Raw genomic sequence first — 21,392 nt, forward strand, 5'->3', positions numbered from 1 at the left:
ATCAAATTCTCAAAAAAGAGGGGAAAATCAAGTCCAAAAGTAAGATGAAAAAGCAGTATAGAAGGCCTTCTATGGTATAATAGAAGCTATGGAAAAATATGAAAAAATAGCCCAAGAATTGGGCGTCAGTCTCAAACAAATTGATACTGTTTTGACCTTGACAGCAGAGGGATCCACCATCCCCTTTATCGCTCGGTATCGGAAAGATGCTACAGGGAATCTAGATGAAGTAGCCATCAAAGCCATTATCGACATGGACAAGTCTTTGACGGCCTTGGCTGATCGGAAAGAAACGGTTCTCGCTAAGATTGAAGAGCTTGGGAAACTGACCCCAGCCTTAAAAGAAGCGATTGAGCAAGCTGAAAAATTAGCGGATGTGGAAGAATTGTATCTTCCCTACAAGGAAAAACGCCGGACCAAGGCAACCATTGCACGTGAGGCAGGACTTTTCCCACTTGCTCGGATGATTCTGCAAGATCAAAAGGACTTGGAAACTGCAGCAGAAGAATTCTTATCAGAAGCTTTTCCAACTGTAAAGGATGCAATCTCTGGTGCTATCGATATCTTGGTCGAAGCCATTGCGGAAGATCCACAATTGCGCAACCTTACCTACCAGGAGATTCGCAAACACTCTTTAATCACCTCTAGCTTGAAGGATGAAAGCAAAGACGAGAAGCAAGTCTTCCAAATCTATTATGATTTTTCTGAGAAGATTGCAAACATGCAGGGCTACCGAACCCTTGCCTTAAACCGTGGAGAGAAATTAGGGGTATTAAAGGTTGGATTTGAGCATCCTGTAGACCGTTTGATTCGTCACTTTGAAGCCCGATTTAAATCGAAGAATAGCTACATCGAAGAAGTTATTAACCAAGCCCTGAAAAAGAAAATGCTACCAGCTATGGAGCGTCGAATTCGGACAGAACTGACAGAAGTGGCAGAAGATGGAGCTATTCAGCTTTTCTCAGAAAATCTTCGTCACCTCTTGCTGATTGCTCCCCTCAAGGGGCGCGTGGTCTTGGGATTTGACCCTGCTTTTCGCACAGGTGCTAAATTAGCTGTCGTCGATCAGACAGGAAAGATGTTGACCACTCAGGTGATTTACCCTGTTGCACCGGCTAAACCAGCACAAATTGAAGCAGCCAAAGAAGAACTGAAACGGTTGATTCGTCAATACGACGTGGAAATCATTGCGATCGGGAACGGGACGGCTAGTCGAGAGAGCGAAGCCTTTGTTGCGGAAGTCCTCAAGGAAGTTCCAAATGTCAGTTATGTTATTGTGAATGAAAGTGGTGCCTCCGTCTATTCAGCTAGTGAATTGGCTCGCCATGAGTTTCCAGAACTGACGGTTGAAAAGCGTTCAGCCATCTCCATTGCCCGTCGTTTGCAGGATCCACTGGCTGAGTTGGTTAAGATTGATCCAAAATCAATCGGAGTTGGCCAGTACCAGCACGATGTCAGCCAGAAGAAATTATCTGAAAGCCTTGATTTCGTAGTCGATACCGTGGTAAACCAAGTCGGAGTTAATATTAACACTGCTAGTCCAGCCCTCTTGTCCCACGTGGCTGGTCTCAATAAAACCATTTCTGAGAATATCGTGAAGTACCGGGAAGAAGAAGGGTTGATCACTTCTCGGGCACAGATCAAAAAGGTTCCTCGTCTAGGAGCCAAGGCTTTTGAACAAGCAGCTGGTTTCTTACGGATCCCAGAAAGTGAGAATTTCCTCGATCGGACAGGGGTCCATCCAGAAAGTTACCCTGCAGTGAAAAAGCTCTTTACCTTACTTGGGATCACGGAGATGGATGAAGAGGCCCAAGCCAAGTTGAAACAAATTGACACGGTTTCTATGGCCCAGGAGCTTGAAATTGGCCCTGAAACCTTGAAAGATATTGTCGCAGATCTTCTCAAACCAGGTCGCGATTTACGTGATTCTTTTGATGCTCCCGTCCTTCGCCAGGATGTTCTTGATTTGAAAGACTTGAAGATTGGTCAAAAACTAGAAGGAGTTGTCCGCAATGTTGTTGACTTTGGAGCCTTTGTCGATATTGGGATTCATGAAGATGGTTTGATCCACATTTCACAGATGAGTCAGCAATTTATTAAGCATCCAAGTCAAGTTGTTTCAGTTGGTGACCTAGTGACCGTTTGGGTCTACAAGATTGATTTAGAACGGGAAAAAGTAAATCTTTCCCTCTTGGCACCACATGAATCTGACTAAATACGTTCAAGAAGTATCGCTGGAAGATTTTGGTCGCCCATTTCTTCACCAAGCCATCTGGAACCCTCGCTTGAGGTCGACCGGCGGTCGCTTCTTTCCTAAAGATGGCCATCTGGATTTCAATCCCAGCATCCTAGAAAGATTTGGCTGGGAGATTTTTCGAAAGATTGTCCGCCATGAATTGTGTCACTACCATCTCTACTACATGAAAAAGGGCTATCGCCATCAGGATCAAGATTTCAAGGCCTTACTCAAAAAGGTAGACGGCTTGCGGTATGCCCCTTCAGTTGATAAGGGAAACTATAAGATTTATGTTTGTACGAGCTGTGGGCAAGAATTCAGGAGAAAGCGGCAGATTGATCTGCAAAAGTACCGCTGTGGGCGGTGTCGAGGACTACTTAAGTATCAAGGGACAATTGATTCAGGAAATCGGCCTTGAGTCGGATGACAGTGACTTGATTTCGGGATATACTGTTCTAAAATAATAGGAGGTAGGCCCTTGAATCCAACTTTTTATAAATTACGTCGAGGCAGAATCGTTTTCGGAGTATTTGCTGGACTAGCGGATCGATTTGGGCTCGATGCAAACCTATTGCGTTTTCTCTTTGTGCTCTTCAGTATCTTTCATGCTTATGGGCTTGTAGGCTTGGCTATTTATTGCCTGTGTGCCTTCTCCTTGCCGTATAAAGAAGACCTTGAAAGAGAAAAGTATGGCCTCGGACCTCGCAAACGGAAGGATGCACAAGTAATCAAAGACGATGATCCATTCTTTTAAAGAATTTTCATGAATCGAATAAGAATGTGAGGCTGGGACAAAAGTCCTAGCCTCTCAATTGTCTTTGGATTATCGAGCAAGACGCAGTGGTTGAGTGAGCTCTACTACGCTGATTTCATCAGCTTTTATAGCCCTACTCAACTGTGCGGAGGTGGGACGACGAAATCGAATTCTAACGAATTACCGATTTCTGTCCCACTCTCATCTTTTTTTTCAAATGAAGAAACGATGGAAAAATGGGATAAGAAGGTTAAAGAGAAACATCAAAGAGTACTGGAATGAGTGTGAGAATAATAGCATCAGTTTCGATATCAAAAAAAGATGCTTGAGTAAGTCTTACCTGGGATAATTTGCTATAATAGTAAGAGAAAACAAAAAGGGAGAAGCCTATGGCAATAACAGTCCGAGATTTAATTGATAAGCTTCGTTTGAAGGTTGTGTACGGCAATGAAAGCCTATTTGAAAAAGAAATCACAACGGCAGATATTTCACGTCCTGGACTTGAAATGACAGGATATTTTGATTACTATACTCCAGAACGAATTCAATTGGTTGGGATGAAAGAGTGGTCTTACCTCATCAAGATGACCTCCCACAATCGTCACCAAGTTTTGAGAAAGATGTTCCAGCCGGAAACACCAGTTATCATTATTGCGCGTGATTTGGAGATTCCAGAAGAAATGCTCCGTGCTGCAGAGGAAAAGCAAATCGCGATTTTAAGCAGTCGCGTTCCAACTAGTCGCCTGTCTGGCGAACTATCAAGCTACCTAGATTCTCTCCTTGCGGAAAGAACTAGTGTCCATGGTGTCTTGATGGATATCTATGGCATGGGGGTTCTGATCCAAGGAGATAGTGGAATCGGGAAGAGTGAGACTGCTTTAGAGCTTGTCAAGCGAGGCCATCGTTTGGTAGCGGATGACCGCGTAGATGTCTTCGCCCGTGATGAGATGACCTTGTGGGGTGAGCCTGCTGAAATTCTACGACATCTGCTAGAGATTCGGGGGGTAGGGATCATTGATGTTATGAGTCTCTATGGTGCCAGTGCTGTGAAGGATTCTTCACAGGTCCAAATCGCTGTCTACTTGGAAAACTACACCAAGGAACAAACCTACGATCGTCTAGGCAATAATGCAGAAGAAATTGAGTTCTGTGGAGTGACCATTCCAAGAATTCGTATCCCTGTTAAGACAGGTCGCAATATTTCCGTTGTCATTGAAGCAGCAGCGATGAACTACCGCGCCAAAGAAATGGGATATGATGCTACTAAAACCTTTGAAGATCGATTGACCCAGTTGATTGATCAGAATGAGGTGAAAGTATGAATCCAGTAGCCATTCAACTTGGTCCCTTTAGCATTCGCTGGTATGCGATTTGTATCGTCCTCGGTCTCCTTTTGGCGGTTATCCTGTCTATGAAAGAAGCCCCTCGTAAAGGGATAGAGTCAGACGATATTATTGATTTCATTCTGATTGCTTTTCCAGTAGCGATCATAGGGGCCCGTCTCTACTATGTTATTTTTCAATGGTCTTATTACAGGGAACATCCAGGAGAGATTTTTGCCGTATGGAACGGTGGGATCGCTATCTATGGTGGACTCCTGGCAGGGGCTCTAGTCCTCTACCTATTTTCACGCAGTCGTTTGATTGATCCGGTTGATTTTTTAGATATCGCTGCACCGAGTGTCATGATAGCTCAAAGTATTGGCCGTTGGGGCAATTTTGTTAACCAAGAAGCCTACGGAGCCATTGTTAAGAATTTAGATTATTTACCTTCTTTCATTCGGAATCAGATGTTTATCGATGGACATTACCGCCAACCGACCTTCTTATATGAATCTTGTTGGAACTTGCTTGGTTTTGTACTGATTCTTTACTTGCGTCGTCGTCCGAAACTGTTGAGAAAGGGCGAAATTACTGCTTTCTATCTAATCTGGTATGGCTTTGGTCGAATGATTATTGAAGGAATGCGGACAGATAGCTTGATGTTTTTGGGAATTCGAGTATCACAATGGCTTTCCCTGATCCTCATCCTACTTGGTATCAGCATCATGATCTATCAACGAAAAAAGAATGCACCATTTTATAGAACGGAAATAAATTAAGGAGAAAAGAAATGTTTATTGAAATTGCATATGGGCTTTTAGGGTTAGCTTTAGTAGTTTTGGTCATCTACTTGATTATCTTGTTTTCAAAGATTGGAAAAGTTGTAGATGAGACTCAAGTAACGATTAAGACCTTGACATCAGATGTAAATGTAACCTTACACCAAACCAATGAGTTGTTAGCAAAAGTGAATGTTTTGACAGAAGATTTGAATCAAAAGGTTGCAACCATTGATCCACTCTTCACAGCAGTAGCAGATTTATCTGTATCTGTGTCGGATCTGAATGATCAAGCACGTCAGATTAGCAAAAAAGCTGTCGTTGTTGGTGGAAAGACCGTTAAAACATCTGTCGGATTAAAAGCAGCTCGCATGGCTATGAAATTATTTAAATAAGAAAAGAGGTACCTTATGGGACGTTTATCATCATTATTAATTGGAACAATCACTGGCGCATCCGCAGCCTACTTCCTGACAACCAAAAAAGGGAAAGAGTTGACTGGGAAAGTGAAAGGTTTTGTAAAAGAATACCAAGAAAATCCACAAGAAGTTCATGATTCAGTGAAACAATCTGCAATGGAACTATCCAAGCAAGCATCAGACGCTATTCAGCAAACCAAGGAAAAAGTTGAAAGTGGCGAGATCAACAAAGACACTGTTATCGAGACAGTGAAAGATAAGACGCAGGATGTGGTAGAATTTTCACAAGATGCTATCCAAACGATTAAGGAAAAAATCCAGCAAAAGACCGGCAATCAAGCAAGTCCTTTCCAGCCTAAACAGGAAAAAGAAAGTGAAGAGATTGTCCTTGAATTAGAAGAAGAAACAGCTCTTCCAGAAGTGGAAGAAGAGATCAAAGAAACAGCTGTAGAAGAAGAATAAAATAATCCCTCACCAATGGTAATGGATTCAGATTGAAGATAAAGTCTTCTGAAAAACTTCCCTTAGGTGAGTACGGACGTCAGCGAACTTAGAAGAAGTTCCATGACTTAGTTTTGAGCCTAAGGTCTCAAAACTCCCGAGTGCCTGAAACAACTTTGTTTCAGGCACTTTTCTCACAGCGGAAAGTTTTAATTTTCTCAAATGGCTAAAAAAGTAAAAGTCATTTTTTGAAAATCGTCAAGCTGTTTTATGTAACACAATGGTTAGTCAACATTCAAAAATCCCTCACCAATGGTGAGGGATTTCTCTTATACAATGACAAACGAGTATGGGAAATGCCAAAAAGCCTCCCGAAGGAGGCTAAAAAATTAATCTTAGTCCTGTTCCCGTTTTAACTGGAAAATACGGAAAGCTTGGATACTTCCCAAACTACAAGCAATTGCTGAGGCAAAAGCAAAGAAGGTATTCATCTTCATTGATAAAAAGACGAAACTAAATAAAACAGTTAAGACACAAAACACAGCAATATTAAGGAAAAACAGTAGCTCACTTAATTGCGGAGCTGGTTCAGTATCAAGGTTAAAATCATAATTAGTTGTTGTATTCTCTTGTTGAAGAGGGACTTCGACATAGTCGTATTCTTCAACAACTCTAAGTTTTCTTGCGGGCATATTTCTCTCTCCTAACAGTACTCTATTATTTTAACACGTTTTCAAGCATAGAAATGTTACAAAACTGTTACAATTTTTACAAAATTAAGAAATTTAGAGAGCAAAATGACTTTTTTGGTATAATAGTTTTCATGAAAAAGATAATTATTAAAGCTACAGCTGAAAGTATTGAACAGGTTCAAGCCCTTCTAGAAGTAGGTGTGGACCGTATTTATGTCGGAGAAAAGGAATTTGGATTACGACTTCCTCACACTTTCTCGTATGACGAATTAAGTCGAATTTCTGACCTAGTCCATGCTGCAGGAAAGGAAATGACAGTGGCTGTCAATGCCTTGATGCACCAAGACATGATGGATCGTATCAAACCATTTTTAGATTTCCTTGCTTCGATAAACGTTGATTATATCACGGTGGGAGATGCAGGCGTCTTTTATGTATTGAAGCGGGATGGCTACAACTTTAAAACCATTTATGATGCTTCTACCATGGTGACAAGTAGCCGTCAGATTAATTTCTGGGGACAAAAGGCTGGTGCTTCAGAAGCTGTTCTTGCTCGAGAAATCCCATCTGCAGAGCTCTTCAAGATGCCAGAAATCTTAGAGATTCCTGCTGAAGTATTGGTTTATGGGGCCAGTGTGATTCATCATTCCAAACGCCCTCTTTTGCAGAATTACTACAATTTTACGCACATCGATGACGAAAAGACGAGAGAGCGCGATCTCTTTTTGGCAGAACCAGGAGATCCAGAAAGCCACTATTCTATCTTTGAGGACAAGCATGGAACTCATATTTTTGCCAATAATGACCTGGATTTGATGACCAAACTCTCTGAATTAGTGGAGCATGGTTTCACCCACTGGAAGTTAGAGGGGATTTATACACCTGGTCAAAACTTTGTGGAAATTGCCAAGTGTTTTGTGAAAGCACGTGAGCTTTTAGAAGCTGGGACTTTCACATCTGATCAAGCCTTCTTATTGGATGAGCAGATTCACCAATTGCATCCTAAGAATCGTTTCCTTGACACTGGATTTTATGATTACGATCCAGACATGGTTAAATAAAGGAGAAAAGCCTGCCAAGAGTGCGGGCCTTCCTTTTTGGTGATGGTAAAGAATGAGAATTGTCAAAACAATTCCCAAACCATTGCCTTTCGACTGGATTTGCTATAAAATAGACAAGATTGATAATCTAACTAATATACTTGTAATATACTAGGAGATATGATGACAAAACAATTGAAACGTCCTGAGGTTCTATCACCTGCGGGAACACTTGAAAAACTAAAGGTTGCTGTTCGCTATGGTGCGGATGCCGTCTTCATCGGTGGTCAGGCCTATGGTCTTCGTAGCCGTGCAGGGAACTTCACCTTCGAGCAAATGGAAGAAGGAGTCCAATTTGCGGCCAAGTATGGTGCCAAGGTCTATGTTGCGGCCAATATGGTCATGCATGAAGGAAATGAAGTTGGAGCTGGTGAATGGTTCCGTCGCTTACGGGATATAGGTATTGCAGCGGTCATTGTATCAGACCCTGCCTTGATTACCATTGCAGCGACAGAAGCTCCTGGCTTGGAAATTCACCTCTCTACCCAAGCTAGTGCCACCAACTATGAAACTCTAGAGTTTTGGAAAGACTTGGGCTTGACACGGGTCGTTTTGGCTCGTGAAGTTTCTATGGAAGAGCTAGCTGAGATTCGTAAGCGGACGGGCGTTGAGATTGAAGCCTTTGTTCATGGAGCGATGTGTATTTCCTATTCAGGTCGCTGTACCCTTTCCAATCATATGAGTATGCGGGATGCCAACCGTGGCGGATGTTCCCAATCTTGTCGTTGGAAGTATGATCTCTATGATATGCCATTTGGCCAAGAACGTAAGAGTCTCAAAGGGGAAATCCCTGAAGAATTCTCGATGTCAGCTGTGGATATGTCGATGATTGACCATATCCCTGATATGATTGAAAATGGAGTGGACAGTCTCAAGATTGAAGGTCGGATGAAGTCCATTCACTATGTCTCTACCGTAACGAACTGCTACAAGGCAGCTGTTGATGCTTATTTGGAAAGTCCTGAGAAGTTTGAAGCGATTAAGCAAGATCTAGTAGATGAAATGTGGAAGGTAGCCCAACGTGAGTTGGCTACAGGATTCTATTACGGAACACCATCTGAAAATGAGCAACTGTTTGGGGCTCGTCGGAAGATTCCAGAGTACAAGTTTGTCGGAGAAGTGGTAGCCTATGATGCGGACAAGCAAATTGCGACCATTAGACAACGGAATGTCATCAATGAAGGAGACCAAGTAGAATTTTACGGACCTGGGTTCCGTCATTTTGAAACAGTCATTGAAGATTTGCATGATGCCAAGGGCAATAAAATTGATCGGGCTCCAAATCCGATGGAGTTATTGACCATTCATATGCCAACACTAGTTGAACCAGGTGATATGATCCGTGCACTCAAAGAAGGCTTGATCAACCTCTATAAAGAAGATGGAACTAGCCAAACAGTTCGTGCCTAAAACGTAAAAAAAACACCGCAGGCTTCCCAAGCTTGGAAGTTTACGGTGTTTTTTGTTGTGCGATTCGAATCGTATGTGGAACGAGACTAATCTTTTGAATGTCTGAAATTCGAATGATAGTTGACATACTCTTTTTAAAATTCTTGACAATGAGTTGTTTTCGTTCCTGATCATATTTCACGATATCGCCTGTAAAACTCTTATTTTGGAAGATGACATGGACTCCTTGTTTTTTTCGAAGGGCCAGTTCAATAATTTGAATCGTTTTACCATCCTCTAAAGGAGCTGGTTGAGAGGTTTTATCGTTGAAAAATTCATTGGCTCGGTCCTTGAGAAGCTCAAGAAATCTTTTCATAGCATAATTCTCCATAAGTTGATACAATATATTATAGAAAATTTCATTCATTTTGTAAAATTTTTTACGAATTATTAAGGTGAAAGACATTGAAAGGAGTATGAAATGGCAGATTTTAGTTTTGAAATTGTAGAACAACTCTTGGTCTTATCTGAAAATGAAAAAGGATGGACCAAGGAGTTAAACCGGGTTAGCTTTAATGGAGCACCTGCCAAATATGATATCCGAACTTGGAGCCCAGACCATACGAAGATGGGCAAGGGGATCACGCTCACCAATGAAGAATTCCAAGTTCTGCTAGATGCATTTAAACAGTAATAGGCTGAGTAAGAAAGAGTGTGGGACAGAAATCGGTAATTCGTTAGAATTCGATTTCGTCGTCCCACCTCCGCACAGTTGAGTAGGGCTGTAAAAACTGATGAAATCAGCGTGGTAGAGCCCACTCAACCACTGCATCTTGCTCGATAATCCAAAGACAATTGAGAGGCTAGGACTTTTGTCCCAGCCTCTTTTTTGATGCTTTCTATAATTATAGTTTGAAACTATATCCCATTCAAGAAAACAAGATTAACGCAAATCATTGTGGATGATGGGATAGACTGTTATAATAACCTTATTCGTTTATCTCATGTAGCACTTATAGGAAAGGAATCCATATGTCAGATTTACTAAGTATTTATAAAGAATTGCAAGCTAAAAAATGGGTGGACTTGAGTCACCAAATCAATGCAGAAAGTCCACACTTCCCAGCCCTTCCTGCTCTGCAACAAGAAGACCTTTTCACATTAAAAGACGGTTTCCATGTCCAAAAATTTACAGTAGTTGGTCAATACGGAACACATATTGATGCACCGATTCACTTTGTAGAAGGTGGCCGTTGGTTGGATGAGATTGACCTCAAAGATCTCCTCTTGCCACTCTATGTTATCGACAAGTCTAAAGAAGTGGCAGCTAATCCAAACTTTATCTTGAGCAAACAAGATATCTTAGATTTTGAAGCTGAACATGGACAAATTGTAGAAGGAGCTTTTGTTGCCTTCCGTAGTGATTGGTCAAAACGTTGGCCAGATCAAGATGCTATGCGTAACCTCGATGAAAATGGGGTTCAACAAAGTCCAGGATGGAGCCGTGAAGCTTTGGAATTCTTGATTCATGAACGCCATGTTAAGGCTGTGGGTCATGAAACCTTTGACACAGATGCTGGTATTCCAGCAGCAGAGCATGGCTTGGTCAATGAATACTACCTTTTGGAACAAAATATCTACCAAGTAGAAGTCTTGAACCACTTGGATCAAGTGCCAGCAGTAGGTGCCTTGATTTCAATTGCCTTCCCTCACTGGGACAAGGCAACTGGTTCACCTGTTCGTGCCATTGCTATCTTGCCTTAAAAAAACAGAGCCTGAAGCGTATCTTCAGGCTCTTTTATATGGATGTTGAAATCTATTAGTGAATCTGATGGTTATCTTATCAAACCTAGTTATCTTACAAAAATGTAAGGAAAGAAAGTTAAAATGAAAGATTAGACTATGGTAGCTCCAATGATGATCCATTAAAATAAAAACAGAAGAAAAAGGCTTGTCAGACAAACCTTTTCTGATATTAGCGCATGGTAACGAATTCTTCGGATCCAGTTGGATGAATAGCGACGGTTGCATCGAAATCAGCTTTTGTGGCTCCCATCTTGATAGCAACGGCAAATCCTTGGATCATTTCATCCACCCCATATCCAAGTCCATGGAGACCGACAACGGTTTCTTCCGGTCCTGCAGTGATGAGTTTAAATTTAGCCAACTGACGATGCTGGGTCACAGCTGAATACATAGAGGCGAAACTTGAAGTATAGACCTTGATGGCGTCTTTTCCATATTGTTTTTCGGCTTCTTCTTGAGTGAGACCGACTGTACCAATAGCGGGATGGGAAAAGATAACGGTCGGAATGGTTGCGTAGTCCATTTTAGCATCGGTTTTTCCATTAAAGAGACGTTCGGATAGGGTACGCCCTGCCTTGATAGCGACAGGAGTTAATTCTTTTTCGCCTGTGACATCTCCAAGAGCATAGATGTCAGGAACAACCGTATTCTGGTATTCATCCACTGCAATGAATCCTTTTTCATTTAAGGTGACACCTGCGGCTTCTAGATTAAGGTCTTGGACGTTTGGTTTTCGGCCGGTCGCCCAGATGACATGATCAGCGACAAAAGATGTTTGATCTTCGAAATAGACTCGGATTTGACCATTTTCTTCCTTTGTGAGTCGGACAGGAACCTTGTGAGGATGGAGAGGCAATCCTTGTTTATCCATCTCCTCCATTAAGCCATCGACAATGTAAGAATCAAACTTTCTTAAAGGACGATCCCCTCGAACGAAGAGGTCTGTCTTAACACCAAGGGCATGTAGCACACCGGCTAGTTCTACCGCAATGTAGCCAGCGCCAATAATGGCAACTGATTTTGGTAGTTCTTCCCAAGCAAAGACATCGTCAGAGGTTTCTCCTAGGTCTGCTCCAGGTAGATCTGGGATGTAAGCATGAGCCCCTGTAGCGATCACAATGTGTTTAGCCTTGATGGTTTCCCCGTTGACTTCGACTGTATGGGCGTCGACAAAGCGAGCGCGACCTTGGATATACTCCACACCATTTCGTTTAAAACTGCCATCATAAGAAGAACGAGCCCGATCAATATAAGCTTCGCGATTTTTTCTTAAGGTCGCAAAATCAAAATTGGTCTGTTCAGAAGTAAACCCATAATCTGGACCGTAATCACGAATGGCTTCAGCAATTTGGGCGCCATACCACATAATTTTTTTAGGGACACATCCTTTGTTGACACAGGTCCCACCTAGCTGTTTTTCTTCAATAACAGCAGCGCGGGCTCCATGTTCTCCAGCTCGGTTCATGGTAGCAATCCCTCCGCTACCTCCACCAATGGAGATAATATCAAATTCTTTCATGGTTAGTACTCCTTTGTTGATTTACACTTTCATTGTAACAACATGGGTTACAAAAATCAAGAAATTGCCATCGTTGAATAGGAGGAGAAAACAAGATAGCAAAAAAAACGTGCAAAACGGATGATTCTGAATTGAAAAATGAGGAAATATGATATACTAAACTTATAAATTGAAACGCTTTCGAATACTGGAGGAAAGAAATGAAGAAACTTAAAAAATGGCAAATGATTACAGCGACAGGTGCTGCAATAGCAGTTGTAGGAATGGGGAGCTGGCTTGCTTTTGGAAAATCAAGTAGTGGCCCTGAAGAAATGGTCAATATGACACCTATGGTACAAACCGTGAAAGAAGGTTCAATTGCTTCTTCTGTTTTATTGACAGGTAAGGTCACAGCCAATCAAGAACAATATATTTACTTTGACGGAACCAAAGGAGATTTGCAATCTATCCTAGTGAATGTCGGGGATCAAGTAACCGCTGGACAAGCTATTGTTCAATATAGTAGTACAGAAGCACAATCTGCCTATGACGCGGCGGTACGTGCGGTCAATAAGGCAGATCGTCAATTGAACGATCTCTTGACCAATGGAGTGACCATTGACACAACAGGGGATGAGGAAGCAGATAGTAGTTCGGCCTCTCAAGCCCAACGCTCCTTGGATACACAAGTGGGTGATTTGCGCGATGCTCGTGCAGATGCAGTAGCCAATATGGAAAAAGCCAAGGCCTTGTTGGATGCTACAACCGTAAAAAGTAGTACAGATGGAACGGTTGTAGAAGTCAATAAAGATGTTTCCAAATCAACAACCGGAACCAACCAAACTCTGGTTCATATCGTTAGCAACGGTAACCTTCAAGTAAAAGGTGAGTTGTCTGAATACAATCTAGCCAACATTTCAGTTGGTCAGGAAGTGACCTTAACCTCTAAGGTCTATCCTGGAAAAAAATGGACCGGAAAGATTAGCTACGTTGCCAACTATCCGACAGATGCAGGTCAGGCTGGTGCAAATGCCGCAGGTTCTGGACAAGGAACAGGGGGAGCTAAATATCCATTTACGGTAGACATTACCAGTGAGATTGGTGATTTGAAACAAGGTTTCTCTGTCAATATTGAAGTAAAAAGTTCAACCATCCATCCTTTAGTTCCTGTGACCAGTGTCTTATCAGATGGCGATCAAAGCTATGTTTGGACCATTGAAGCTGGCAAGGCTAAAAAAGTCAATGTTACCTTAGGAAATGCAGATGCAGAAAATCAAGAAGTCTTATCTGGTTTGAACAAGGATGCTCAAGTCATCACCAACCCTTCTGGCGATTTGGAAGATGGGAAAGAGGTCGGAAAATATGACAAAATTGATTGAGCTGAAAAACATCAATAAAAGTTATCAAAATGGCGATCAAACCCTACAGGTATTAAAGGATATCCATTTAGATGTGGAAGAAGGGGAATTTCTAGCTATTATGGGACCTTCCGGGTCTGGTAAATCTACCCTAATGAACATCATTGGACTTCTAGATCGTCCGACCAGCGGTGAGTACAGGCTAGAGGGGGAAGAAGTTGGAAATCTCAGTGAGAAGAAATTAGCCCAGGTTCGTAATGAGCAAATAGGCTTTGTCTTCCAACAATTCTTTCTTCTATCAAAACTCAATGCTTTTCAAAATGTCGAGCTTCCCTTGATTTATGCAGGAGTAAATCCTTCTAAACGAAAGGAATTAGCTGAACAATTTTTAAAGAAAGTTGAGCTAGATACGCGGATGCACCACCTTCCTTCGGAACTGTCCGGAGGGCAAAAACAACGGGTGGCCATCGCGCGTGCTTTAGTCAATCATCCTTCTATTATCTTAGCGGATGAACCAACAGGAGCTCTCGACTCCAAGACCGGCGATCAGATTATGGAGCTTTTGACAGCCCTCAATCAAGAAGGGAAAACTATCATCATGGTGACCCACGAAACAGAGATTGCTGCCTATGCCAAACGTCAGATTGTCATTCGAGATGGAGTGATTTCTTCGGATAGCCGCAACGAAAGGAGGGCCTGATGCAGAACTGGAAATTCGCTATTAGTTCCATTATGGGACATAAAATGAGATCGTTCTTAACCATGGTAGGGATTATCATCGGGGTTGCCTCAGTCGTTGTCATCATGGCTCTCGGAGATGGGATGAAAGCGGGAGTGACTAAGACCTTTACCAAGGATCAACAATATGTTCAGATTTCCTACTCCGCTCGAAAGAGTGGCTACATGACTGGTTTTAATCTTGGCCCAGAACCTGTCTCAGAAGAAGGAGGCGCAGAAGGTGGTGGCGAAGGCGGTGTTGCCAGTGAAGAAGACCAAGGAATGTCACCGCCAGCAGGCTATGGAGAGGAAACTAGCGAGGACGTTGACAACCCAATCCTTGAAACACCACCCGTCGTTCAAGAAGAATGGGTTAAGGAATTAACCAAGATTCCTGGTATTGATGGCTACTATGTTGGAAATACGGCCAATGCCACTATCTCCTATCAGAAGAAAAAATCTGAAGGGGTCAATATCATGGGGGTTAATGATACTTATTTCTCAGTAAGAAAATTTGAATTGGTTTCAGGAAGAAAACTAAATCCTTCAGATTATCAGAGTTTCTCACGGGTCATCATGTTGGATGAAGGTTTAGCTTCGACCTTATTTGGGACGGAAAGTGCCCTCAACCAAGTGGTTGCTGTCGGAGACAACAACTATCGGGTGGTAGGGATCTTCAAGGATCCAAATGCTGGATCTGCATTATACGGGGTTTCTTCTGGAGGAAGTGCCTTGATGGCCAATACCCAAGTAGCTTCAGAATTTGGAACAGAAGAAATTTCTACTATTGTGGTACATATCCCAGATGTCAAACAGATTAAACCAACTGGGATCGAAGCAGCGAAAAAATTAACCGAGTTATCGGGAGTTCGCCAAGGAGAGTTCCAAATCTTTAACATGGATAGTATCTTGGAGCAGACCAATCAAATGCTCAGTATTATGACAACAGTCATCGGAGCGATTGCAGGAATCTCCCTTCTCGTTGGTGGGATTGGGGTCATGAATATCATGTTGGTATCTGTGACTGAGCGGACACGTGAAATCGGTCTGAGAAAAGCTCTTGGAGCTACTCGTGGAAAAATCTTGATTCAATTCCTCATCGAATCCATGGTCTTGACCATGATGGGAGGAATTCTCGGTCTGGGATTGGCTTATGGTGTCAATGCCCTCATCGCCACAGCTGCCGCAGGTGCTCTAGAAGGACCACCAGTCGTCTCCATGTCAGTGGCTATCGGAAGTATCATCTTTTCAGCTTGTGTCGGAATTGTCTTTGGTATCTTACCAGCAAGCAAGGCATCAAAACTCGATCCGATTGAAGCTCTTCGCTATGAATAAGGATGAATGACCTACATGCTTGAATCGGATGAAGCAGAATTTGATCATGAATGAATGGAATGTGATGGAAAAGGGAGAAGGAACCCTTTCCTTCCATTCCTTTTTTCATTTTTCCTGCTCAAGAATAGTGTATTTCCCCGTCAAATATGATAAAATAGGGGAGAATAACTTAGGAGGTTCCAAATGACTACTGAACATATGGAAGAATTAAATGACCAGCAGATTGTCCGTCGCGAAAAGATGGCGGCCCTTCGTGAACAAGGAATCGACCCATTTGGAAAGCGATTCGAACGAACTGCAGATTCTGGTCAATTGAAAGAAAAATATTCAGAATTAGATAAAGAACAACTTCATGATTTGAACGAAACGGCCATTATTGCGGGTCGTCTTGTAACCAAACGTGGGAAAGGGAAGGTTGGCTTTGCCCACCTTCAAGACCGTGAAGGTCAAATCCAAATTTACGTTCGGAAAGATGCGGTCGGTGAAGAAAATTATGAAATTTTCAAAAAGGCTGACCTTGGAGATTTCCTTGGGGTAGAAGGTGAAGTGATGCGGACAGACATGGGTGAACTTTCCATCAAAGCTACTCACATCACCCATTTGTCTAAAGCCCTTCGTCCCTTGCCTGAAAAATTCCATGGCTTGTCTGATGTGGAAACCATCTACCGCAAACGCTACTTGGATTTGATTTCGAACCGTGAAAGCTTTAACCGCTTTGTAACCCGTTCGAAAATCATTTCAGAAATCCGTCGTTACTTGGATGGTCAAGGCTTCCTTGAAGTAGAAACACCTGTTCTTCACAATGAAGCTGGTGGAGCATCTGCGCGTCCGTTTATCACTCACCACAATGCCCAAAACATTGACATGGTACTTCGTATCGCGACCGAGCTTCACTTGAAACGTTTGATCGTTGGTGGAATGGAGCGCGTCTATGAAATCGGACGTATCTTCCGTAACGAAGGAATGGATGCTACCCACAACCCTGAATTCACCTCCATCGAAGTCTACCAAGCCTATGCTGACTACCAAGATATTATGGACTTGACGGAAGGGATTATCCAACACGCTGCGAAAGCCATTCATGGGGATGGTACTGTTAACTACCAAGGAACTGAAATCAAGATCAATGAACCATTCAAGCGTGTCCACATGGTGGATGCCATCAAGGAAATTGCTGGTGTTGACTTCTGGCAGGAAATGAGCTTTGAAGAAGCAGCAGCCCTTGCCAAAGAAAAACATGTGCCAGTTGAAAAACACTACACTGAAGTGGGGCATATCATCAATGCTTTCTTCGAGGAATATGTAGAAGAAACCTTGACACAACCAACCTTTGTCTATGGACACCCTGTAGCTGTATCTCCATTGGCTAAGAAGAATGACGAAGATCCTCGTTTCACGGATCGTTTTGAGCTCTTCATCATGACCAAGGAATATGCTAATGCCTTTACAGAATTGAACGACCCAATCGACCAATTGGAGCGTTTCGAAGCGCAGGCACGCGCCAAAGAATTGGGAGACGACGAAGCAACTGGAATTGACTACGATTATGTAGAAGCTCTTGAATATGGTATGCCACCAACAGGAGGATTGGGAATCGGTATCGACCGTCTCTGCATGCTCCTTACTGATACAACTACTATCCGTGACGTATTGCTCTTCCCAACTATGAAATAAGCTAAAAGAAAACACTGATCGCAAGATCAGTGTTTTTGAATGTATACAGACTACTGTTTTACATAAGACAACTAGATGATTTTCAAAAAATAACTTTTATTTTTTTGTTATTTAAGAAGATTAAAAACTTTCCGCAGTGAGAAAAGTTCCTGAAACTAAATTGTTTCAGGAACTCGGGAGTTTTGGAACCTTAGGTCCAAAACTAAGTCATGGAACTTCTTCGAAGTTCGCTGACGTCCGCATTCACCTAAGGAAAGTTTCTAAATAGACTTTGCCTCTATTCTAAAACAATTATCTTGCTATCAGTGTTTTTTAGTCTTCCAAATAGGAAGTATCATTCCATTGTAAGAGGTCAAAGTGCTCAAAATCATCTGTAGTCAAAATGGTCACACTGGCATTGGTGAGACCACCATTTTTGCGAAGTTCTTCTGGTTTATAGCCAAGTAGGGTCCGGATAGAAGCGGTTAAATTAGCCCCATGGCCAACGATAAGAACGGTATCGAATTTTTTTCCTTTCAAGCTTTTCACAAAATCAAAGGTCCGCTTGGTTGTATCAGAAAGGGATTCCGCATCGAATAGATCGTGATGGAATTGTGATAGATCGTGGCGGAAAGCATCCATTTCTTGAGGATATTTGGATCGAATGGTATCAATTTTACATCCTTCCAATTGTCCTAGACTCCATTCCCGCAAATCAGAGATTTCTTCTACATGGATGGGGAACTGATTTTGATCCATAATCAGTTGGGCGGTGTCGACTGCTCGTTTTAAATCACTAGAAAAGACGGCATCAAATCTTATCGGTGAAAGAGCATACCCTAGTTTTTTGATTTGCTGGATGGAAGAAGGAAGAAGTGGTGAATCGCCATTGGCCCCTTGAATACGGCCCTCCTCGTTCCACTCAGTGCGTCCATGACGGACAAAATATAGTTTCATAGTGGTTTTATCCTTTACTCGACCAAGTTTTCGAAGCTAGCCTTGACAAAATCAGCTAAATCTTGTGCCTTGATTTGAATACTGTGACCAACTTCACCTGCAGAGACAATCATCTGATCTAGTTCCAAGGCAGATTGGTCAATGAAAATAGGGTAGTTGTGTTTTTGTCGAATGCCAACAGGATTATTGGCCCCGTGGACATAGCCTGTTGTTTTTTCTAAGTCTTTCTGTGGAATCATGTTGACTTTTTTATTGCCAGATAGTTTGGCCAATTTTTTCTCTGACAGGTGGGCAGAGATGGGAACAATTCCGATAACAGGACCAGTTTTATCACCAGTCAGGGCCAATGTCTTATAAATTTGCTCAGTCCTAATCCCTTCTGGAATTATTCCTTCAAGGGCATTGATTTGTAATCCCATATGGGGGATCTTTGCTTTTTGCAAAATTTGTTCCACCAATGTTTTTTTTACTTTTTGTTTTTTCGCCATCTTACTATTGTCTTTCTCTAAATTTTCTAATATTATATCATACTCTTTGAGTTGCAGTTTAAGAGAAAAAGAGGCGTCTGCCTCTTTTAATTCTTTTCTACTGTAAATAGTTTTCGGTAGATTTTCTCTTGATCTTGTGTGGGTGCAATCTGGTTCAAGTCCAAGTAGTGGGTGAAGCCATTCAATTGCCCTTGAGAGGTATACTGGTGAAGATCATATTCATCATCAGTAGATGGAGCTGCATTGTAATAGCCGTCATCATAACCATAAGTTGGAATCCAGAGGGCGGTAAATTTATCAGTGGAGATACTATGTTCTTCCATGAAGTAGGTCCCGATATAGATTCCGATATTTTTGGCTCCCAATGATGCTAGCTTGGCACGGAAGGCTTCCACTCCGGCGTTCATATCACCCATGGTTTTTTCTTCTACATCCAGCCAATAATAGGTTGGTTTGTATTTTTTGGATGCCTGATAGAACTCTTCTGCTTCCTTTTCCATTTCTTTTTTGTCCTTGGCAGCTACGTAAGCATAAACCGCAACTGGAATATTTCGTTTTTGAAACTCTTTAATATGAGTTTCATATGATTTGTCTATTCCATTTAAATAAGTCGCAGCATTTTCTTTTTTAGCTTGAGCGCCACTATGAACGCGAACAATGACCCCAGAAACATTCTGTGCTAAGAGATCATAATCAATCTCGCTTGGTAATTGCCAACCAGAGATGTCGATAATTGGTCGATTCAAAAATTCTTGATCTAGTTCTTCTACTGAGTCAGAAGAAGAGGAAGATGGGACTTTTGATTGATTGGTTTTCTTTGCCTCTTGTGTGGTCTTGCTTCTAGCAAGTTGATTCCTTTGAATATCTGCTACTGTCTTAGAAATGAGCAGAAAGGAAAAGATGCTTAAGAAAAAGACGAAGAGGACAATTGGTTTAATCCTTTTTCTCATACAGAATCATTTTACCGCAAAAGATGGAAAAAGGCAAAACAAAGGGTCTGAAAGCGCAAAAACAAACGATTGTCGTAAAAATGCGGATTACTTTTTTGGACTAAGCTAGTAGGAGGAAAAAAAGGGCTAGACTGATCTGATTAATCCTCTATGACAGGTGAAAACCGAATCTTATTTGGTATTTCCTTTTTTTTACTATTGAAAGGTGATATAATGAAGACTGAAAATTAGAAGTATGGGTGTTACATGAAATTAGAAAAACGTCATTTTTTAAACTATTCAATCCTGATTCCGTACCTCCTTTTGTCAATATTAGGATTGATTATTGTCTACTCGACAACGAGTGCATTAGCCATCCAAAAAGGAGTTAGTCCTTTTGGGATGATCAAAAGCCAGGGAATCTTTTTTGTTCTGAGTTTGGTTACCATTCTCTTTATCTATAAGGTGAAATTGAATAACCTTAAGAAAAAGGCTTTCATTGGGATTGTTATCATTGCGGAGACGATCCTTCTCTTGCTATCGCGTTTTATCACAGACACGGTGAATGGGGCGCATGGGTGGTTGAATTTTGGAGGTTTCTCTATTCAGCCAGCTGAGTACTTGAAAATTATCCTAGTTTGGTATTTGGCCTTGGTTTTCTCTAAAAAGCAAGAAGAGATTCAGCAATATGATTACCAGGCACTTACCCATAATCAATGGATTCCTCGTGATTTGGCAGATTGGCGTTGGATGGTGCTCTTCTTGATCGCTATTGTAGTAATCATGCCAGACTTAGGAAATGCGACCATTCTCGCACTAACAACTTTAATCATGATTAGTGCAAGTGGGATAGCCTACCGCTGGTTCTCAAGCCTATTAGCTATGCTAGTGGGGGGATCGACTGTTCTCCTTTATTCCATCAAGTTAATTGGGGTTGAGAGATTTTCTAAAATCCCTGTCTTTGGATATGTAGCGAAACGTTTCAGTGCTTTTTATAATCCCTTTAATGATTTATCAGATTCTGGACACCAATTGGCCAATTCCTATTACGCCATGAGTAATGGGGGCTGGTTTGGCTTAGGGCTTGGAAATTCGATTGAAAAGCAAGGGTATTTGCCAGAAGCACATACAGACTTTGTCTTTTCGATCGTCATTGAAGAACTTGGTTTTGTGGGAGCTAGTCTCATCTTAGCCTTGTTGTTCTTCTTAATTTTGCGTATTATTCTTGTGGGGATACGGGCAAGAGATCCATTTAATTCGATGATGGCCATCGGTATAGGAGGGATGCTTCTGACTCAAACCTTTATTAATATTGGTGGGATTTCTGGGTTGATTCCTTCGACAGGGGTGACCTTCCCCTTCCTATCACAAGGAGGAAATAGTTTGTGGGTCTTATCTATTGCGATTGCCCTTGTCTTAAATATTGATGCGAGTGAAAAGCGCGCCCTGGCTATTCAAGAGGCTCCTTCATACGAGAAGCCTCAGAAGATCCAAAGCTATTACTAAGCCGGAGTGAGTA

Annotated in this window: 22 protein-coding genes; 16 read left to right on the plus strand and 6 right to left on the minus strand. The window is 41.9% G+C overall.

All coding sequences use genetic code 11. The features are described from left to right. Positions 1–88 precede the first annotated feature (88 nt). The 7 genes from LXO72_RS01385 to LXO72_RS01420 all read left to right on the plus strand — a co-directional run bounded on the left by LXO72_RS01385 (position 89) and on the right by LXO72_RS01420 (position 5,972). On the plus strand, positions 89–2,215 hold the full coding sequence (locus LXO72_RS01385; protein ID WP_233331302.1) for a Tex family protein: 2,127 nt from the start codon (positions 89–91) through the stop codon (positions 2,213–2,215). Continuing rightward, entirely contained in the window at positions 2,202–2,654 is a 453-nt protein-coding gene (locus tag LXO72_RS01390; RefSeq protein ID WP_154857677.1) for a SprT family protein, read from the plus strand. Before LXO72_RS01385 ends, LXO72_RS01390 begins: the two co-directional genes overlap by 14 nt. 60 nt (positions 2,655–2,714) lie before the next feature. Continuing rightward, a complete protein-coding gene (locus LXO72_RS01395) occupies positions 2,715–2,990 on the plus strand; it encodes a PspC domain-containing protein (protein ID WP_048689503.1) in 276 nt (91 codons plus the stop codon). Positions 2,991–3,379: 389 nt separating this feature from the next. Continuing rightward, positions 3,380–4,312 carry an HPr(Ser) kinase/phosphatase gene (gene hprK, locus LXO72_RS01405; protein WP_233331303.1) on the plus strand — a complete coding sequence of 311 codons (933 nt, stop codon included), beginning with the start codon at positions 3,380–3,382 and terminating at the stop codon, positions 4,310–4,312. Then, positions 4,309–5,091: a prolipoprotein diacylglyceryl transferase gene (gene lgt / locus LXO72_RS01410; protein ID WP_154857679.1), complete on the plus strand. Its 783-nt coding sequence runs from the start codon at positions 4,309–4,311 to the stop codon at positions 5,089–5,091. The genes hprK and lgt overlap by 4 nt, the downstream gene beginning before the upstream one ends. A gap of 11 nt (positions 5,092–5,102) precedes the next feature. Beyond that, positions 5,103–5,486 carry a DUF948 domain-containing protein gene (locus tag LXO72_RS01415; protein WP_006595909.1) on the plus strand — a complete coding sequence of 128 codons (384 nt, stop codon included), beginning with the start codon at positions 5,103–5,105 and terminating at the stop codon, positions 5,484–5,486. Positions 5,487–5,501: 15 nt separating this feature from the next. Beyond that, entirely contained in the window at positions 5,502–5,972 is a 471-nt protein-coding gene (locus LXO72_RS01420; protein WP_006595910.1) for a YtxH domain-containing protein, read from the plus strand. 374 nt (positions 5,973–6,346) lie between these two features. Here the strand turns inward: LXO72_RS01420 and LXO72_RS01425 are convergent, their stop codons facing one another. After that, on the minus strand, positions 6,347–6,643 hold the full coding sequence (locus LXO72_RS01425; RefSeq protein WP_154857680.1) for a DUF3270 family protein: 297 nt from the start codon (positions 6,641–6,643) through the stop codon (positions 6,347–6,349). A gap of 131 nt (positions 6,644–6,774) precedes the next feature. Between LXO72_RS01425 and LXO72_RS01430 the strand changes: the two genes are divergently transcribed. Both LXO72_RS01430 and LXO72_RS01435 read left to right on the plus strand, forming a co-directional pair. Further along, the gene (locus LXO72_RS01430; protein WP_154857682.1) at positions 6,775–7,704 is read left to right on the plus strand and encodes a peptidase U32 family protein; all 930 of its coding nucleotides are present in this window, start codon (positions 6,775–6,777) and stop codon (positions 7,702–7,704) included. Positions 7,705–7,866: 162 nt separating this feature from the next. Next, positions 7,867–9,153 (plus strand): peptidase U32 family protein, encoded by a 1,287-nt coding sequence (locus tag LXO72_RS01435; protein ID WP_233331304.1) that lies wholly within the window; start codon positions 7,867–7,869, stop codon positions 9,151–9,153. Between the two features lie 40 nt (positions 9,154–9,193). On the opposite strand, the gene LXO72_RS01440 is transcribed toward LXO72_RS01435, so the two are convergent. Further along, the gene (locus LXO72_RS01440; protein ID WP_040803002.1) at positions 9,194–9,523 is read right to left on the minus strand and encodes a hypothetical protein; all 330 of its coding nucleotides are present in this window, start codon (positions 9,521–9,523) and stop codon (positions 9,194–9,196) included. A 90-nt stretch (positions 9,524–9,613) separates the two neighbouring features. Here LXO72_RS01440 and LXO72_RS01445 point away from each other — a divergent pair, with 90 nt between their 5' ends. Further along, entirely contained in the window at positions 9,614–9,826 is a 213-nt protein-coding gene (locus tag LXO72_RS01445) for a YdbC family protein (protein WP_195610871.1), read from the plus strand. A gap of 338 nt (positions 9,827–10,164) precedes the next feature. Then, the gene (locus LXO72_RS01450; protein ID WP_048717387.1) at positions 10,165–10,896 is read left to right on the plus strand and encodes a cyclase family protein; all 732 of its coding nucleotides are present in this window, start codon (positions 10,165–10,167) and stop codon (positions 10,894–10,896) included. 211 nt (positions 10,897–11,107) lie between these two features. Here the strand turns inward: LXO72_RS01450 and gorA are convergent, their stop codons facing one another. Then, the gene (gene gorA, locus LXO72_RS01455) at positions 11,108–12,457 is read right to left on the minus strand and encodes a glutathione-disulfide reductase (protein WP_061564194.1); all 1,350 of its coding nucleotides are present in this window, start codon (positions 12,455–12,457) and stop codon (positions 11,108–11,110) included. Between the two features lie 200 nt (positions 12,458–12,657). On the opposite strand from gorA, the gene LXO72_RS01460 reads away from it, so the two are divergent. The 4 genes from LXO72_RS01460 (at position 12,658) to lysS (ending at position 17,520) form a co-directional block, all read left to right on the plus strand. Next, entirely contained in the window at positions 12,658–13,815 is a 1,158-nt protein-coding gene (locus LXO72_RS01460; RefSeq protein ID WP_154857687.1) for an efflux RND transporter periplasmic adaptor subunit, read from the plus strand. Then, on the plus strand, positions 13,799–14,494 hold the full coding sequence (locus tag LXO72_RS01465) for an ABC transporter ATP-binding protein (protein ID WP_006595919.1): 696 nt from the start codon (positions 13,799–13,801) through the stop codon (positions 14,492–14,494). Before LXO72_RS01460 ends, LXO72_RS01465 begins: the two co-directional genes overlap by 17 nt. Continuing rightward, positions 14,494–15,846 carry an ABC transporter permease gene (locus LXO72_RS01470; RefSeq protein WP_154857691.1) on the plus strand — a complete coding sequence of 451 codons (1,353 nt, stop codon included), beginning with the start codon at positions 14,494–14,496 and terminating at the stop codon, positions 15,844–15,846. Before LXO72_RS01465 ends, LXO72_RS01470 begins: the two co-directional genes overlap by 1 nt. 183 nt (positions 15,847–16,029) lie before the next feature. Further along, positions 16,030–17,520 (plus strand): lysine--tRNA ligase, encoded by a 1,491-nt coding sequence (lysS, locus tag LXO72_RS01475; protein WP_233331305.1) that lies wholly within the window; start codon positions 16,030–16,032, stop codon positions 17,518–17,520. A gap of 312 nt (positions 17,521–17,832) precedes the next feature. On the opposite strand, the gene LXO72_RS01480 is transcribed toward lysS, so the two are convergent. The 3 genes from LXO72_RS01480 to LXO72_RS01490 form a co-directional block, all read right to left on the minus strand. Then, on the minus strand, positions 17,833–18,456 hold the full coding sequence (locus LXO72_RS01480; protein WP_233331306.1) for a histidine phosphatase family protein: 624 nt from the start codon (positions 18,454–18,456) through the stop codon (positions 17,833–17,835). Positions 18,457–18,470: 14 nt separating this feature from the next. Then, positions 18,471–18,944, minus strand: coding sequence for an aminoacyl-tRNA deacylase (locus tag LXO72_RS01485; protein WP_125374320.1), 474 nt, complete (start codon positions 18,942–18,944; stop codon positions 18,471–18,473). An 86-nt stretch (positions 18,945–19,030) separates the two neighbouring features. Then, positions 19,031–19,894: a GH25 family lysozyme gene (locus LXO72_RS01490; RefSeq protein WP_233331307.1), complete on the minus strand. Its 864-nt coding sequence runs from the start codon at positions 19,892–19,894 to the stop codon at positions 19,031–19,033. 246 nt (positions 19,895–20,140) lie between these two features. On the opposite strand from LXO72_RS01490, the gene ftsW reads away from it, so the two are divergent. Then, positions 20,141–21,379, plus strand: coding sequence for a cell division peptidoglycan polymerase FtsW (ftsW, locus tag LXO72_RS01495; RefSeq protein ID WP_233331308.1), 1,239 nt, complete (start codon positions 20,141–20,143; stop codon positions 21,377–21,379). The last annotated feature ends 13 nt before the right edge of the window (positions 21,380–21,392 follow it).

The organism is Streptococcus sp. XMC (assembly GCF_021341835.1).
Lineage (GTDB): Bacteria > Bacillota > Bacilli > Lactobacillales > Streptococcaceae > Streptococcus.

What these genes read in the sequence shown, in the direction of transcription:
- LXO72_RS01385 (WP_233331302.1), top strand. Translation starts at nt 89, where the DNA reads ATGGAAAAATATGAAAAAATAGCCCAAGAATTGGGCGTCAGTCTCAAA.
- LXO72_RS01390 (WP_154857677.1), top strand. Translation starts at nt 2,202, where the DNA reads ATGAATCTGACTAAATACGTTCAAGAAGTATCGCTGGAAGATTTTGGT.
- hprK (WP_233331303.1), top strand. Translation starts at nt 3,380, where the DNA reads ATGGCAATAACAGTCCGAGATTTAATTGATAAGCTTCGTTTGAAGGTT.
- lgt (WP_154857679.1), top strand. Translation starts at nt 4,309, where the DNA reads ATGAATCCAGTAGCCATTCAACTTGGTCCCTTTAGCATTCGCTGGTAT.
- LXO72_RS01415 (WP_006595909.1), top strand. Translation starts at nt 5,103, where the DNA reads ATGTTTATTGAAATTGCATATGGGCTTTTAGGGTTAGCTTTAGTAGTT.
- LXO72_RS01420 (WP_006595910.1), top strand. Translation starts at nt 5,502, where the DNA reads ATGGGACGTTTATCATCATTATTAATTGGAACAATCACTGGCGCATCC.
- LXO72_RS01425 (WP_154857680.1), bottom strand. Translation starts at nt 6,643, where the DNA reads ATGCCCGCAAGAAAACTTAGAGTTGTTGAAGAATACGACTATGTCGAA.
- LXO72_RS01430 (WP_154857682.1), top strand. Translation starts at nt 6,775, where the DNA reads ATGAAAAAGATAATTATTAAAGCTACAGCTGAAAGTATTGAACAGGTT.
- LXO72_RS01435 (WP_233331304.1), top strand. Translation starts at nt 7,867, where the DNA reads ATGACAAAACAATTGAAACGTCCTGAGGTTCTATCACCTGCGGGAACA.
- LXO72_RS01440 (WP_040803002.1), bottom strand. Translation starts at nt 9,523, where the DNA reads ATGGAGAATTATGCTATGAAAAGATTTCTTGAGCTTCTCAAGGACCGA.
- LXO72_RS01445 (WP_195610871.1), top strand. Translation starts at nt 9,614, where the DNA reads ATGGCAGATTTTAGTTTTGAAATTGTAGAACAACTCTTGGTCTTATCT.
- LXO72_RS01450 (WP_048717387.1), top strand. Translation starts at nt 10,165, where the DNA reads ATGTCAGATTTACTAAGTATTTATAAAGAATTGCAAGCTAAAAAATGG.
- gorA (WP_061564194.1), bottom strand. Translation starts at nt 12,457, where the DNA reads ATGAAAGAATTTGATATTATCTCCATTGGTGGAGGTAGCGGAGGGATT.
- LXO72_RS01460 (WP_154857687.1), top strand. Translation starts at nt 12,658, where the DNA reads ATGAAGAAACTTAAAAAATGGCAAATGATTACAGCGACAGGTGCTGCA.
- LXO72_RS01465 (WP_006595919.1), top strand. Translation starts at nt 13,799, where the DNA reads ATGACAAAATTGATTGAGCTGAAAAACATCAATAAAAGTTATCAAAAT.
- LXO72_RS01470 (WP_154857691.1), top strand. Translation starts at nt 14,494, where the DNA reads ATGCAGAACTGGAAATTCGCTATTAGTTCCATTATGGGACATAAAATG.
- lysS (WP_233331305.1), top strand. Translation starts at nt 16,030, where the DNA reads ATGACTACTGAACATATGGAAGAATTAAATGACCAGCAGATTGTCCGT.
- LXO72_RS01480 (WP_233331306.1), bottom strand. Translation starts at nt 18,456, where the DNA reads ATGAAACTATATTTTGTCCGTCATGGACGCACTGAGTGGAACGAGGAG.
- LXO72_RS01485 (WP_125374320.1), bottom strand. Translation starts at nt 18,944, where the DNA reads ATGGCGAAAAAACAAAAAGTAAAAAAAACATTGGTGGAACAAATTTTG.
- LXO72_RS01490 (WP_233331307.1), bottom strand. Translation starts at nt 19,894, where the DNA reads ATGAGAAAAAGGATTAAACCAATTGTCCTCTTCGTCTTTTTCTTAAGC.
- ftsW (WP_233331308.1), top strand. Translation starts at nt 20,141, where the DNA reads ATGAAATTAGAAAAACGTCATTTTTTAAACTATTCAATCCTGATTCCG.